General features: G+C 62.2%; 14 protein-coding genes and 1 tRNA gene. 6 read left to right on the top strand and 9 right to left on the bottom strand.

Going from position 1 to position 13174, the window contains the following annotated elements; translation table 11 throughout:
- Window positions 1-2 precede the first annotated feature (2 nt).
- Genes BLT08_RS08765 through BLT08_RS08755 form a run of 3 tightly spaced genes read right to left on the bottom strand, consistent with a single transcriptional unit; the run spans window position 3 to window position 1260 of the window.
- Window positions 3-803, bottom strand: coding sequence for a translation initiation factor IF-2 subunit alpha (locus BLT08_RS08765; protein ID WP_090305048.1), 801 nt, complete (start codon window positions 801-803; stop codon window positions 3-5).
- Complete coding sequence (locus BLT08_RS08760; protein ID WP_006089161.1) at window positions 800-973, bottom strand: 30S ribosomal protein S27e; 174 nt, start codon at window positions 971-973, stop codon at window positions 800-802. Before BLT08_RS08760 ends, BLT08_RS08765 begins: the two co-directional genes overlap by 4 nt.
- 5 nt (window positions 974-978) lie before the next feature.
- Window positions 979-1260, bottom strand: a complete 282-nt coding sequence (locus tag BLT08_RS08755) for a 50S ribosomal protein L44e (protein WP_090305045.1) — start codon at window positions 1258-1260, stop codon at window positions 979-981.
- 200 nt (window positions 1261-1460) lie between these two features.
- On the opposite strand from BLT08_RS08755, the gene BLT08_RS08750 reads away from it, so the two are divergent.
- The 3 genes from BLT08_RS08750 (at window position 1461) to BLT08_RS08740 (ending at window position 2619) form a co-directional block, all read left to right on the top strand.
- Window positions 1461-1727, top strand: a complete 267-nt coding sequence (locus tag BLT08_RS08750) for an HAH_0734 family protein (RefSeq protein ID WP_090305042.1) — start codon at window positions 1461-1463, stop codon at window positions 1725-1727.
- 304 nt (window positions 1728-2031) lie between these two features.
- Window positions 2032-2478, top strand: coding sequence for a GtrA family protein (locus BLT08_RS08745; RefSeq protein WP_175529266.1), 447 nt, complete (start codon window positions 2032-2034; stop codon window positions 2476-2478).
- Between the two features lie 66 nt (window positions 2479-2544).
- A tRNA-Met gene (locus BLT08_RS08740) sits at window positions 2545-2619 on the top strand.
- Between the two features lie 275 nt (window positions 2620-2894).
- Here the strand turns inward: BLT08_RS08740 and BLT08_RS08735 are convergent.
- Window positions 2895-3887 carry an ABC transporter permease gene (locus BLT08_RS08735; protein ID WP_090305036.1) on the bottom strand — a complete coding sequence of 331 codons (993 nt, stop codon included), beginning with the start codon at window positions 3885-3887 and terminating at the stop codon, window positions 2895-2897.
- Between the two features lie 273 nt (window positions 3888-4160).
- Between BLT08_RS08735 and BLT08_RS08730 the strand changes: the two genes are divergently transcribed.
- From BLT08_RS08730 to BLT08_RS08720, 3 genes are read left to right on the top strand one after another with little or no spacing between them, the layout of a single operon-like run.
- Window positions 4161-5354, top strand: coding sequence for an ABC transporter permease (locus tag BLT08_RS08730; RefSeq protein WP_090305033.1), 1194 nt, complete (start codon window positions 4161-4163; stop codon window positions 5352-5354).
- Between the two features lie 9 nt (window positions 5355-5363).
- Window positions 5364-6431 (top strand): ABC transporter ATP-binding protein, encoded by a 1068-nt coding sequence (locus tag BLT08_RS08725; RefSeq protein ID WP_090305030.1) that lies wholly within the window; start codon window positions 5364-5366, stop codon window positions 6429-6431.
- Window positions 6428-7762, top strand: coding sequence for an ABC transporter ATP-binding protein (locus tag BLT08_RS08720; RefSeq protein ID WP_090305027.1), 1335 nt, complete (start codon window positions 6428-6430; stop codon window positions 7760-7762). The genes BLT08_RS08725 and BLT08_RS08720 overlap by 4 nt, the downstream gene beginning before the upstream one ends.
- A gap of 32 nt (window positions 7763-7794) precedes the next feature.
- On the opposite strand, the gene BLT08_RS08715 is transcribed toward BLT08_RS08720, so the two are convergent.
- From BLT08_RS08715 to BLT08_RS08695, 5 genes are all read right to left on the bottom strand, one after another.
- The gene (locus BLT08_RS08715) at window positions 7795-8343 is read right to left on the bottom strand and encodes a DUF7974 family protein (RefSeq protein WP_090305024.1); all 549 of its coding nucleotides are present in this window, start codon (window positions 8341-8343) and stop codon (window positions 7795-7797) included.
- 61 nt (window positions 8344-8404) lie between these two features.
- The gene (locus BLT08_RS08710) at window positions 8405-10072 is read right to left on the bottom strand and encodes an ABC transporter ATP-binding protein (RefSeq protein ID WP_090305021.1); all 1668 of its coding nucleotides are present in this window, start codon (window positions 10070-10072) and stop codon (window positions 8405-8407) included.
- Window positions 10065-11141, bottom strand: coding sequence for an ABC transporter ATP-binding protein (locus BLT08_RS08705; protein WP_090305019.1), 1077 nt, complete (start codon window positions 11139-11141; stop codon window positions 10065-10067). The genes BLT08_RS08710 and BLT08_RS08705 overlap by 8 nt, the downstream gene beginning before the upstream one ends.
- Window positions 11141-12193, bottom strand: coding sequence for an ABC transporter permease (locus BLT08_RS08700; protein ID WP_090305015.1), 1053 nt, complete (start codon window positions 12191-12193; stop codon window positions 11141-11143). The genes BLT08_RS08705 and BLT08_RS08700 overlap by 1 nt, the downstream gene beginning before the upstream one ends.
- Window positions 12186-13142, bottom strand: coding sequence for an ABC transporter permease (locus tag BLT08_RS08695; RefSeq protein WP_090305013.1), 957 nt, complete (start codon window positions 13140-13142; stop codon window positions 12186-12188). Before BLT08_RS08695 ends, BLT08_RS08700 begins: the two co-directional genes overlap by 8 nt.
- Window positions 13143-13174 lie beyond the last annotated feature (32 nt).

The following is a 13174-nucleotide window of genomic DNA, read 5'->3' as shown; positions in this document are numbered from 1 at the left end:
CGTTACTCGTCGTCGGTTCGTCGCTCGCGGTGGTACTCGCCCTCGCCGCCTTCGGATTCGATCGCGGCGACCGCGCGTCGAGCGCTCTCCTCGAGCTGGGACTCGGCGGTCTTGTAGTTGGGCGCTTTCACCTTGATGCGGTACTCCGGAGCGCCGACGTAGCTGACCTCGAGGTCGACTTCGTCGGGCACTTCGCCGTTGCCCTCTGCGGCTTCGAGGGCTTCACGAATGCCGTCGACGCCGCTCGGGGAGGCGTTCTCTAAGTCGACGTAGCCGGTGACGTTGACGTACGGCACCGAGACGTTCTCGCGGGCCGTTTCGACGAGCGCGTCGATCTCGTCGTCGGAGAGGTCGGTGTCCTCGAGGGCCTCTTCGCCGTGGATCGCGGCCTGCTTGAAGCCGTCGTAGAGGCTGCCGTGGATGCCGATCAGTTCGTTGGCGACCGCGGTGTAGCTCTCGTCGTCGGCGTCCTCGCCGAGGGCGATGCCCATCCAGTTGTCGGCCTTCTGCTCGTTCTTCCAGTCCTGGATCTTGTCCGAGCGCTGGTGGTCGTTGACGTCTTTCAGCGAGAGGTCGATCTGCTGGGAGCTCTCGTCGATCTCGAGGACCTTGCAGACGACGATCTGGCCTTCACGGACGTGATCGCGGACGTTCTTGATCCAGCCGCTCGCGACCTCCGAGATGTGGATCAGGCCGCGTTTGTCCTGATACTCCTCGAGATCGACGAAGACGCCGAAATCTTCGATCTCGTCGATCTTGCCGACGACCAGTTCGCCGGGATCGGGCCAGCCGCTGTACTTCATCGTGACTCGACTGTTTCTAAGATCTCGTGGTCGATCTCGGCTTTGCCACCCGTCGGTCGGGCGAGCGTCGTGCCACAGACGGCACAGGCGACCTCGCTCGAGGCTTTGCCGAAGACGGTCTGTTCGTTCTCGCAGTCACTGCATCGGACGCTGTAGAAATTTCCTGCCATTGTAATCACTCCTGGAACTCGAGTCGGCCGGCGCGCCATCCCTGACGGAGGTGGGCCTTGCCGCAGTCGCTGCAGCGGTACTTGAGGTTGGTCTTCTTGGTTGGCTTTTCGCCGGCCGGCACCTTCGAGAAGCGACCGGAGTTACCGATCGACGAGGAGTTTCGCCGGGTGCGGCGAGCGTCCCACTTCATACCCGAGGAACGACCGGAACGTGCCTTCTCGACTTCGTGTTCGTGGTGTGCGTTACAGTGCGGGCAGTACGTATTGAATCGGCGTGGCATCTGCATGGTTATCTCACTTGGCGTGGGCTAAGACAGCGCCGTTTAAAACCCGTTTGGTTCGTCGTCGTCGGTCGGTCGCAGTCGGAGCTCCGTCTGGCGTGTTACTCACGAACGCCTCGCTGTGTACGCACGCGTATCACGCGCCGGCCGGTCACGGCGACGAACACTCCGAAGGGCTTAATCCGCCGTCACGAGTAGGCTGGCGTATGAAGCAGGTCATCATCCACGGCGATCCGGGGATCCGGAAGGGGGCCATCATCGACTACGACGGAACGGAGCTGGTCTGTTTCGGGATCAACCGGAACGGCGAGTGGCACGGCCCGGAGCAGGTCCAGCTGTGGTGTACGGTCGGCGCCGAAGACGAGTACGAGGACTACGAAAAACGAAACTACACGCCCCACTTCCTCGACGTGGACCGCGTCGACGCCGAGGACGTCGACGTCGTTCGCCCGAAAGCCGACCTCGCGATCTGATTCGAGGAGCGAGCTGTTCGACGGGCTGGTTTTCGACTCGAATCGACTCGAGTCCCAGTCCGATGGGAGAGGTCTCCGACCAAACTCGCTGCCTCGTTCGTTGCGGCATCCGCTCACTGCGTTTCACTCGATAATCTACTGCTTGTGACAAGTCTTCTTCGCGCGTGCCCGCGGGATCGTACAATCCCACTTCAGTGCCTTTGCAGCTGAATCACAACATGGATACCGAAGCCGGAGCCACGTGATCATACGCTCGCATGTACGCTCGATGGAGACGACGAGCGATCGACCGACGGTGCGTACGATGAGTGGATCGCTGTCAGAGGCCGTCCGAACGCGTTTTCGTGCCCTCTGCTCGACCGCACGGTTTAGCCAGTTCGCCGGCGTCGGGCTCGTCGGCGCGGCCGTCGACAACCTCGTCCTCGTCTTGCTCGTTGAACTGACCAGCCTCGGCCCCGTGGGCGCGAAGATACTCTCTTGGGAGCTATCGATCGTCGTCATCTTCGCGGTCAACGAACGGTGGACCTTCTCGGAGTACGGCGCGATGACGCCTCGAGCGCTCGGCAAGCGGTTCGCTCGCTCGAACGCGGTTCGGTTCGCCGGCTTTCTGGTGACGTTGTCGGTGCTCGCCGTTCTGACCACCTGGTTCGGCGTCTGGTATCTGGTAGCGAACTTGATCGGAACCGGAATCGGGTTCTTCGTCAACTACACTTGTGAGAGCCTCTACACGTGGAAGGTCCATCGGGACTGACGGTAGAAACCCGCATACGGCACCCGAATCACAACCCTTAACTAGTGCACTCGGTTATGATGTGATAGCGGGATGGGATAGCCAGGAGATTCCGGCGGGCTCATAACCCGCAGACCGGTAGTTCAAATCTACCTCCCGCTACTTTTCGACGCGAACAATAACGAAGAACGGAGTGATGAGTGACGTGAGCGTCGAAAATACGCTGAGTAGATTTGAACCAGACGGCATCCGAGCGTAGCGAGGGTGACGGCGTGGTTCAAATCTACCTCCCGCAACACTTTTATTTCGCGTACGTTTGCGAGCACCGCCCTCGTCGACGCGGTGCCGCCGACTGTGAGGCGCTCGAGTGAGATTCACGAGAGATCGGCGGCGAGGACGGCGGCCTCGAGCCCCGGCGGCGAAACGGTGGGTACCGTTTATCGGCGACCAGTATCGACACGGGGGTCGAGACTGTTGTAAGCCAGATCCTGAACGATGTTTCCGACGATCCCGACCGCGATGATGACGAGCGTACAGCCGAGGACGACGGGCAGGTCACGCATGTGGACTGCACTGAACAGGAGCGCGCCGAAGCCGTCGATTCGAAACAGCGACTCGATCACGAACACCGCGAGGACGAGCAACGCCAACGCTTCGGTAAACAGCATCGAGAACAGCGGGATCGCCGAGTTCCGGACGATGTGTCTCGCGATCCGCACTCTGCTCGCCCCCTTCGCCTTGACCAGCGTCACGAACTCCGCAGAGGCGTACTCGAGCGAGTGTGCACGCGAGTAGCTCACGTAGCCGCCCAGCAGCGTCGTTGCGGTGAGTATGATGGGGAGGACGTGATCGAACAGCAACGCCGAGTCGGGGATCACGCCGCCCGCGGCGAACGAGAGCAACATTCCGCCGATCCAGAAGTTCGGCAGTGCAAAGCAGAGGTACGCCGTGTTCAGTCCCGACTCGGCGAGCCGACTGTCGGGATTCATGGCCGCGTAGAGACCGATGCAAATCCCGAGCACGATCGCGATCACGATCGCGGGGAGAACGTACATCGCGGTCCGAACGACGGAATCCATGACCATCGGAAAGACCGGTTCGCCGGTCGTGTAGAACGACGCTTCCGTGCCTTCGCCCGCGGCGATGAAGAACGAATCTCCCCACTCGAGCGTGAGCATGTTCCCCATCCAGTCGAGATACTGTTGCCAGAGCGGCCGATCGAACCCGTGTGTCGCCAGATACTCGTCGATCGAACGTTCGATCTCCCGTTCGTCGGCTCCGCTGTATCGCATCGCCCCTTCGATCGTCTCTTCGACCCAGTCGCGACTCGTCGTAAACACTACGAACACCGTGGTCAACACCGCCCACGCAGCGACGAGCCCCATCACGAGTCGTTTGGCGATGATTCGAAGGAAATTCACGCCGACCACCACACTGCGGCAGTTTCCCCGCTCGAATCGGTCACCTGCGGCGTCGATGTCGGGAGGGAACGCGTACGCTGATTCCGCGTCGTACGCGATCGCAACCGAGGATAGTCCCCTGTCCGGCCTCGAGTGCGTACTGTACCGCAACGGGGGGTAACGGGCATTGCCAACCGGTACCAACGGTCAGATAAAAAACGTATCGCTTCGATTTAGTGAGCGACGGTCGTTCACACTATGGATAGATTTATTACACGATAGTCTATATTTCGGTCGTCCCCTATGGGAACATCTCCCGATCCCCACCGCTTCGAACAGGTCGACTGGAACGAAGTCGGTCACTCGAGGCGGTTCGTCACGCCGGCCAGAGCGGTGTTCTTCGCGGGAGTAGTGCTTCTCGTCGGTCTCTACGTTCTCCAGCGGGTCGATACGGTTTTGCTCGGCGTCTACTTCGAGCGTATCGACTGGGTGATCTTGCTCGGCACCGTCGTGCTGACTTCGGGTGTGATCGTTCCCGCCGTCCGACGGCGTGAGCTGACCCGACGTGTGCTGGGTCGTCTCGTCTCTCGACCGATCCACGCTGCTGGGGCCGTCTTTCTCGGCGTTCTCTCACTCGTCGCAGTTGTCGGGCCGGCCGTCTTCGGGTCTCCGGATCTCATGTTTCAACACCGGTTTCACGCACCGTACGGATTTACCGGAGAGGCGTCGTGGAGCGCCGAGTGTCTCGGCGAGGTGACCGACGGCGAGGGAATCACTCGCTACTGTGACGGAACGATGACGTACCCGCTCGGAACGAACCATCGCGGGCACCCGATGGGCCACCTCGTCGTCGAAGGCGCACGCACGACGTTGTACGTGCTCGTCTTTACCGCGGCGTTCGTCGTCCCGCTCGCTGCAGCCGTCGGAATCGTTGCCGGGTTCCGAGGCGGGCGCATCGACGATCTGTTGATGAGTTACGTCGACGTACAGCTCTGTATTCCCGCGATCGTGGTCTTTTTCATCGGCTACATGTACTGGAACGTCTCGTTGCTGTTGTTGCTAGTTATGTTCGGGCTGCTCAGCTGGGGTGGTATCGCCCGCCTGGTCAGAAGCGAGACGCTCCAGCGACGGGAAGACGGGCACGTACTCGTCGCTCGAAGCCTCGGCGCCTCACCGTTTTACGTCGCGAAACGCCACATCGTTCCGAACATTACGAATACGCTCGTCCCCGCGATCTTCCACCTCCTCGCGCTGCTGGTCCTCGTCGAAGCCGGCGTCGCCTTCCTCGGCTTTCACCACCTCGAGCTCTACTCGTGGGGGTCGACGATTCAAGAAGGTCTCGACCCATCGATGACCGGCGTCGGTCTCGTGGTGGAACCCCACGAAGTCTGGTGGGTCTCGACGTTCCCCGCGATCGCACTCACGCTGACGCTCGTCTCGCTCAAACTCGTCGGTGACGGGCTCCGAGATGCGCTCGACCCGCGCCGCAACCACTGAACACAATCGATGACGACAGAACACGACTCCACGACGACGGCAGACGATCGGTCCGAAGCGACGCCGCTTTTGACCGTCGAGAACCTCCGAACGCGTATTCGAACCGAACGTGAGACCATCTACGCCGTCGACGGCGTGAATTTTACCGTCGACCGCGGCGAGACGGTGTGTCTCGTCGGTGAATCCGGCAGCGGAAAGAGCGTCACGTGCGAATCGCTGACCGGAATCGTCCCGCAACCGCCGGCCGAAATCGTCGACGGCACGGTCGAGTTCGACGGTCGCCGGCTCCTCGAGGCGACCGAGTCGGAGCTCCGTACGATTCGCGGCAGTCGCATCGCACACGTCTTTCAGAACCCACAGAGCGCACTTGATCCCGTCTGTACGGTCGGCGACCAGTTCGTCGAAGCGATTACGATCCACGAAGAGATTTCTCCCGCGGCCGCCCGCGAGCGCGCGATCGAGCGGTTCCGTGCGGTCGGCATCCCGCGAGCGTCCGCACGGATCGACGACTATCCCCACGAGTTCTCCGGCGGCCAGCGCCAGCGGATCGCGATCGCGATCGCACTGGCGGCCGACCCCGACCTGTTGATCGCCGACGAACCGACGACGGCCGTCGACGTCACCGTTCAGGCGCGGTTGATCGAACTGCTCCAGGGGCTGACCGACGGCGGCATGTCGATCCTCTGTATCACGCACGACCTGCGTGTCGTCGCCGCGCTCGCCGATCGGGTACTGGTGATGTTCGGCGGCACGATCGTCGAACGTGCCACGACCGAACAACTCCTCACTCAGCCGTCTCACCCCTACACGCAGGCGCTGCTCGATAGCTACGACGGGCTCTCACGACGGGCGGACCGCTCGGCTCGAGGGGAGATTCCGACCGACGGCTGCCGATTCAGAGCCGAGTGTCCACACGCCGTCGACGTCTGTGCTGGTCCCGACCAGCCGACGTTCGCCGCCGTCGCGGATCGAGAACACCACGCCGTCTCGTGCGTTCACTTCGGGCCAGAGGGCGATCCGGAACCGATTCTGGACGACTGGCGGGAGATGCGGCCGATATCGGGGGGACAACAATGATCGGACCGGAGGCCGGCTCCGACGAGGAAGCGAACCGCGAGCGCGGAACGGATCCGGAATCGGCCGCCTCGCCGTTGCTCGAGGTCGAAGACCTCGACGTCCACTACCCGATCACGAAGGGGCTGCTCAGACGAGAGGTCGGTCGCGTCCGGGCGGTCGACGGTGTGAGTTTCGATATCGAACGAGGTGAAACGTTCGGCCTCGTCGGCGAATCGGGCAGCGGCAAGACCACGGCTGCCCACTCCGTTCTCGGGCTCGAGGAGCCGACCGGTGGCGAAGTCCGGTTCGACGGGCAGTCAGTAAACGAGCTCTCGGGCGCGGCGCTCCGCGCTTTCCGCCGTCGAGCCCAGCTCGTCGTCCAGGACCCGAACGAGGCGTTCAACCCGCGACTGACGATGGGCGAGGCGGTCGCCGAGCCGCTCGTACTCCACGGGATGGAGGATGCGGACCGTCGCCGAGCGATCGTCGAGGATCTCCTCGAGCGGGTCGGGCTGTCGGCGGCGGACGCGGATCGCTATCCCCACGAGTTCTCCGGTGGCGAAAAACAGCGGCTCTCGATCGCGCGGGCGCTCGTCCTCAACCCGGATCTGATCGTCGCAGACGAGCCGACGAGCGCACTCGACGGCCGAGTCCAGTCTGACGTCCTCGCGCTGCTCGACGATGTCCGGCGGGAGTTCAACATCTCGATTCTGTTCATCAGCCACGATATCGACGTCGTCCGCCGGTTCTGTGACCGCGTCGCCGTGATGTATCTCGGCGAGGTCGTCGAACTGGGACCGATCGAGAACGTCCTCGAGTTCCCCGCACATCCCTACACGCGCCTCCTGCTCGGTTCCGTCCCGAGTCTCGACCCGACGGACCAGCAGTTCGAACGGCCGCTGACCGACACCGTTCCTGATCCCGCCGACCCGCCGTCGGGCTGTCGGTTTCACACGCGCTGTTCGGAGATCGTTCCGCCGGAGGACGTGGAACTCCCCTGGGAGCAGTGGCGGGCGGTCGTCGCGTTTCGCTTCACCCTTCAGGCTGGCGAGCTGCCCGAGTCGATCGCCGTCGAAACGGCCGACGGCAAACTCGACGACGCGACGGTTCGAGACCGGTTCGATCTCCCGGCGACGCTGCAGGACGACGCCGTCGATGCGGGCGTCGACCAAGCCATTTCGGCGGTGATCGCGGGGGATCTGCAGACCGCTCGCGATCGTCTCAGCGAGACGGTTCCGACCGTCTGTGAGCAACGGGTACCGACAGCTACGGAACACGAAGCGGCCCACTCGGTGTGCTGTCACCGGTACGATTCGACGGTCGAAGCCGAGCCTCGATCCTGGGAACGATAGCGTCGCGAACGGCCGATCTGCACCTCGCCTTCTTACGCTTCCGTGTCCGGATCGAGACGAACCGTCGTCTCGCCGCGAAGCCCCTTCTCGACTGCGTTCTCGACGTTGAGTTCGGCACCGATCGTGTACTCGCCGGGTTCGGCGGGCTCCCACTCGCTGTCGGAGACGCGAAACAGTTGCTGCCACTGTTTCGTGAACTGCTTTCGCTCGCCGCGATCGAACACTAGCGAGTCGGGTTCGTCCGGCGGATCGTGGAGGGGGACGTGTGACGCATCCGTCACGCCGTCGACGTCCCACGTCCACAGCAGCGGCGACCGCGTCGGAATCGTGATCGGAAACGGCATCGAGTTTCGCATCGTCACCCGAAACGGGATCGCGGCGTCGAGCGGATACTCGTCTCGAGGCGTCGAGACGTCGATCGAGATCGCGCGACGACTCAGCCCGTTCGGCAAGATGAGTCGACTCAGTTTGGTCGAATTTATCGACCGCATCGCTTCGATACGGCGTTCGGTGTCTTTTTCGGAGGGACTGAAGGGACCTTCGTCGCGGCGAATGGCTCCAGACTCGTAGATCCGGCGCATTGGCTGGTGATGGAGTTGGGAGAACTAAAACGTTCAGTTCGCGGGCCGGTCGTCGAGCCGATCAGTCGTCGGCGACGGCATCGCTCGGGCCACCGGATCTCGGCCGTTCGTTGTCGTATCGCTCGTCGTAGAGCAGACACGAGATTCGGTGGGTCTTCCCGGTCGGGACCTGTTCTGGGTCGTGGACCTCACAGGGTGAGGTGAACGCATCCTCGAGGCGCCCTCGGGCGTCCTCAAGATTCTCGGCCACGAGCTCGTCGATTACCGCCGAGATGGTTTGTTCGGCGTCGGGATCCGCGATCGGCCGCGGCAGATCGAACTCCGCTCTGAGCTGGGCCCCGAACTCGTCTCGAGTCACGTCGGTCACCGCAACCGGTTCGTCGTCGTCGGTTCCGCCGTCGTTCTCGAGGACGACGATCGAGTTGATCGACTCGGCATCTCTGACCCGCAGTTTCAGATCCATGATCGATCGCCAGACCGACTGCTCGAGATTGTACTCCGTCGGCTGGATGACGCGGGGACACCGCGTGTGGAATCGACAGCCCGACGGCGGATCGATCGGCGAGGGAACCGTCCCCGAGAGGAAGATCTGGTCGCCCTCCCAGAGCGGATCCGGTTCGGGAATCGCCGAGAGCAGCGCCTCCGTGTACGGATGATGGGGCGGCGAGAACACCTCTTCGGTGGTGCCGACCTCGGCGAACTCGCCGAGATACATGACGGCGATTCGGTCGGAGATGTGTTCGACGACGCTCAAATCGTGAGCGATGAAGATGTACGACAGGCCGAACTCCTCTTGTAAGTCCTCGAGCAGATTGAGAATCTGGGCCTGGACCGACACGTCGAGTGCGCTGACCGGTTCGTCGCAGACGATGATTTCCGGATCGACCGCGAGCGCACGTGCGATACCGATTCGCTGGCGCTGGCCGCCGGAGAACTCGTGTGGGTATCGGTGGGTGTGGCTCGGGTTCAGGCCGACGATTTCGAGGAGTTCGTAGATGCGCTCCTGACGGAGTTCGCTCGTCGACAGCCCGACGGAAACGTCAGCTATGATGCCCTCCTCCGTCTGCTCGGCCGACACCTCGAGCCCTTCCTCCATGACTTCGACGACGACGTCCCCTGCAGTGTCGGTTCCCGGTTCGGGCCCTTCGAAGGCATCCCCGCCTCGCCGAACCTCGACGGTGACGGTTGCGACGCCGTTCGTCGGCTCGACGACGGTGTCGACATCGTCTGCGACCGTCACCGAGACGTCACCAGCCGGGACGTCGACAGCTCGAACGTCCGCTTGCGTTTCGACATCGTCGTTCGATTGTGGTAAGTTGTGGATGTCGAGGGGTTCGCGGATGATGTCACCGACGGTTAGTCGCGGGTTGAGACTCGAGAACGGATCCTGGAAGATGTACTGGAGGTCGGTGCGAAGGTCGCGAAGTTCCGAACTCGAACACTCGGTCAGGTCGACTTCGTCGTCGTCCGCGTCGGCTCGTCCTCGGTAGTAGACCGATCCGTCGGTCGGTTCGATCAGTTGCAGTAGGGTTCGGCCGAGCGTAGTTTTCCCGCAGCCGCTCTCGCCGACGACGCCAAGGGTCTCGCCCTCGCGCAGTTCGAGGTCGATACCGTCGACCGCCTTCACCTGCTGGCCGTGACCGAGCAGACTGTCGATGAAGCCGCTGCTCGTGTCGTAGTACTTCGTCAGCCCTTCCGTTCGCAGAATCGGCTCGTCTCGTCTAGACATTGTGATCACGCCCCGCGTACTGCGGTTCGTCTTCGGTCGCGGCGTCGTCGACCGTGACCTCGTAGTCGAGACCGCCAGTGAGATCGCCGGTGTACTCGAGACACGCAGCCGCGTGTTCCGTGTCGCTGGTCGCGGCGACTCCGGTCTCCGGATCGAGTAACGCCGGCTCCTTTCGGGCGCAACACTCTTCAGCGTACGGACAGCGCGGGTGGAAGCTACAGCCGGGTGGCAGCTCCACGAGGTCGGGCATCGTTCCGGGAATCGTCTGGAGTCGCTCCCGATCGTCGCCGACCCGCGGAATCGAACTCATCAGTCCGACGGTGTAGGGGTGTTTCGGGTCGTAGTAGAGTTCTTCGACGGGTGCTTTTTCGACCGGCGTTCCCGCGTACATGACCATCACGCGATCGCAGACTTGAGCGACGACACCGAGGTCGTGAGTGATGAGTTGGATCGCCGTGTCGAAGTCGTCGGCCAGTGCCTTGAGTTCGTCCAGGATCTGGGCTTCGATCGTCACGTCGAGTGCTGTCGTCGGCTCGTCACAGAGCAACAGATCGGGATCGCACGACAGCGCCATCGCGATGATCGCGCGCTGTTGCATGCCGCCGGAGAACTCGTGGGGATAGTCGTCGTACCGGGCTTCGGCCTCCGGGATCCCGACTTTGTCCAGCAGTTGAATGGTCCGTTCGCGAGCCTCCTGATCGTCGTAGTCGAGGTGGTGTCTGATCGCCTCGGCGATCTGTTCGCCGACGGGATAAACCGGGTTCAGTGCGGTCTGGGCGTCCTGGAAGACCATCGCGACCTCGTTACCCCGGATGCGCTGCATCTCCGATTCGTCCATCTCGAGGAGGTTTTCGCCCTTGAACAGGATCTCGCCGCTTTCGATCCGGCCAGGACTATCGATCAGACGCATCAGCGAGAGTGCGGTGACGCTCTTTCCAGCCCCGCTCTCGCCGACGACGCCGAACTTCTCGCCGCGTTCGATGCTATAAGAGAGGTCGTCGACCGCGGTGACGACACCCTCCTGTGTGTAGAACTTGACCGTGAGATCGTTTACTTCGAGTAGCGTCATTATCCACCTCCCTGCTGTTCGACTCCGGTTTCCTGTGCGTCGAGTGCGTCGTTGATCCCGTCACCGATCATGTTCATGGCCATCACGAACAGGAAGATCGCTGCACCGGGGTACACCGTAGCCCACCAGGGGATCGATCCGCCGGGGGGCTGGATGAGTGTGTCGCGAGTCTGATCGAGCATCGTCCCCCACTCGGCGGAGCCGGGCGGCATACCGAGTCCGAGGAACCCGAGCGCGGCGACACCGATGACGACGGTGCCGATGTTGAGCGATGCGAGGACGATCAGCGGCGGCATCGCGTTCGGGGCGATGTGTCTGAAGATGATCGAACGATCTCGCGCTCCGAGAGCTTTCGCCGCCAGTACGTACTCGTTTTCTTTGATCTTCAGCACCTCGCCGCGAATGAGACGGCCGTAGGTAACCCAGCCGAACAGCGAGAACGCGAGCACGAGCTGCCAGTATCCACGGCCGAGCGTCGCGATGACGATCAGGGCGAGGATGAGGCCGGGGAACGCGTAGATCGTGTCGACGACCCGCATCATGATCTCGTCGGTCCAGCCGCCGTAGTAGCCCGAGATGGCACCGTAGATGAGTCCGAAGCTCGCGGTTAGTGCGACCACGACGAAGCCGATCGAAATGCTGTATCGGCCGCCGTAGAGCACGCGGGAGAACATATCACGGCCGTTGCCGTCGACACCCATCGGATGGGCCCACGACGGCGCATCCCAGGTACTGATCGACGGATCCTGCATGTACAGGATCGTTCCGGGATCGTGCGGCGCGAGCCCGAACGGCTGCACCGTGACGCCCATGATCACGATCGGACGAGCGAACACTGTCAGCAGCGTCAGTAGGCCGACGACGGAGAGGCCGATCAGTGCCGTTCGGTTCCGCTTGAATCGGGTGAACGCCCGTTTCCATCGGCTCTGCGTCTCGCCACCGGTCTCTTCGGTCCAGCCCGACAGCGGCTCTCGTTCGGTTACGCGCTCGGGATCGAATCCGGAGATCCGTATTCGTCCACGTTCCGTAGATGTTGTTCTCTCGTTAGTCATATCTGATCCTCGGATCGAGTACCGCGTACAGGATGTCGGCGATCAGGTTGGCGATAATGATGAAGACGCCCGTAAAGAGCGTGATCGCCATGATGAGGTTGATCTCTCTCCCGTTGATCGCGTTGATTAGCTCTCTCCCGAGTCCCGGCCAGTTGAACACGACCTCGACGACGACCGATCCGGCGACGATACTCGCGGTCAGGGTGGCCGCGAGCGTCACCACCGAGATGAGGGAGTTACGAAGGACGTGCTTGAGGATCACCGTCTGCTCGGGAAGGCCCTTCGCTCGAGCGGCAGTCACGTACTCTTTGTTCAGTTCTTCGGCCATGGAGGTGCGCATGACGCGCATGATGCTGGCCGCCGCTGCCGTCCCGATCGTGATCCCTGGTAACACCAGATACCACAACATGTAGGGGTGATACAGCGGCTGTCGGGAGGGCGGAAGCACGGGCCAGAGGCTGAGCGTGACCGCGCCGATCAGAATCAGCATCAGGCCGAGCCAGAAGTTCGGGATCGAGATCCCCGAAAGGGCGATGAATCGACTCGCGTCGTCGGCGAGCTGGCCCTTCTTGACGGCTGCGTAAATCCCGGTCGGAATCGCGATTGCGAGACCGAAGACCCAGCCGAAGATGCCGAGTGCGATCGTTTCGGGGAGGCGCATCATGATGACGGCCGAGACGTCTCGGCCGTTGCTGTAAACCTGACCGAAATCCCCCGTTAGTACGTTGCCCATCCAGACCCCGTACTGCTCCCACAGTGGTCGGTTCAGCCCGTAGCGATCCCGGAGCTGTGCCTCGTCGCTCGCCGTCACGTGCGGGTTTACCCCAACCATCTGGTCGATCGGATCACCAGGTGTGAGATGAACCAGTGCAAACGTGATCAGCGAGACACCGAACAGGATCGGGATGATCGATAGTATCCGCTTCAGTATGAAACGTCGTAAGCTCATGCGAATGTCAGATTGTATAGCATCATGGTAAT

It is taken from the genome of Natronorubrum texcoconense, assembly GCF_900100335.1.
Classification (GTDB): Archaea; Halobacteriota; Halobacteria; order Halobacteriales; family Natrialbaceae; genus Natronorubrum; species Natronorubrum texcoconense.
Note: the sequence above shows the minus strand (reverse complement) of the source record. Positions and strands in the feature narration are given on the sequence as shown.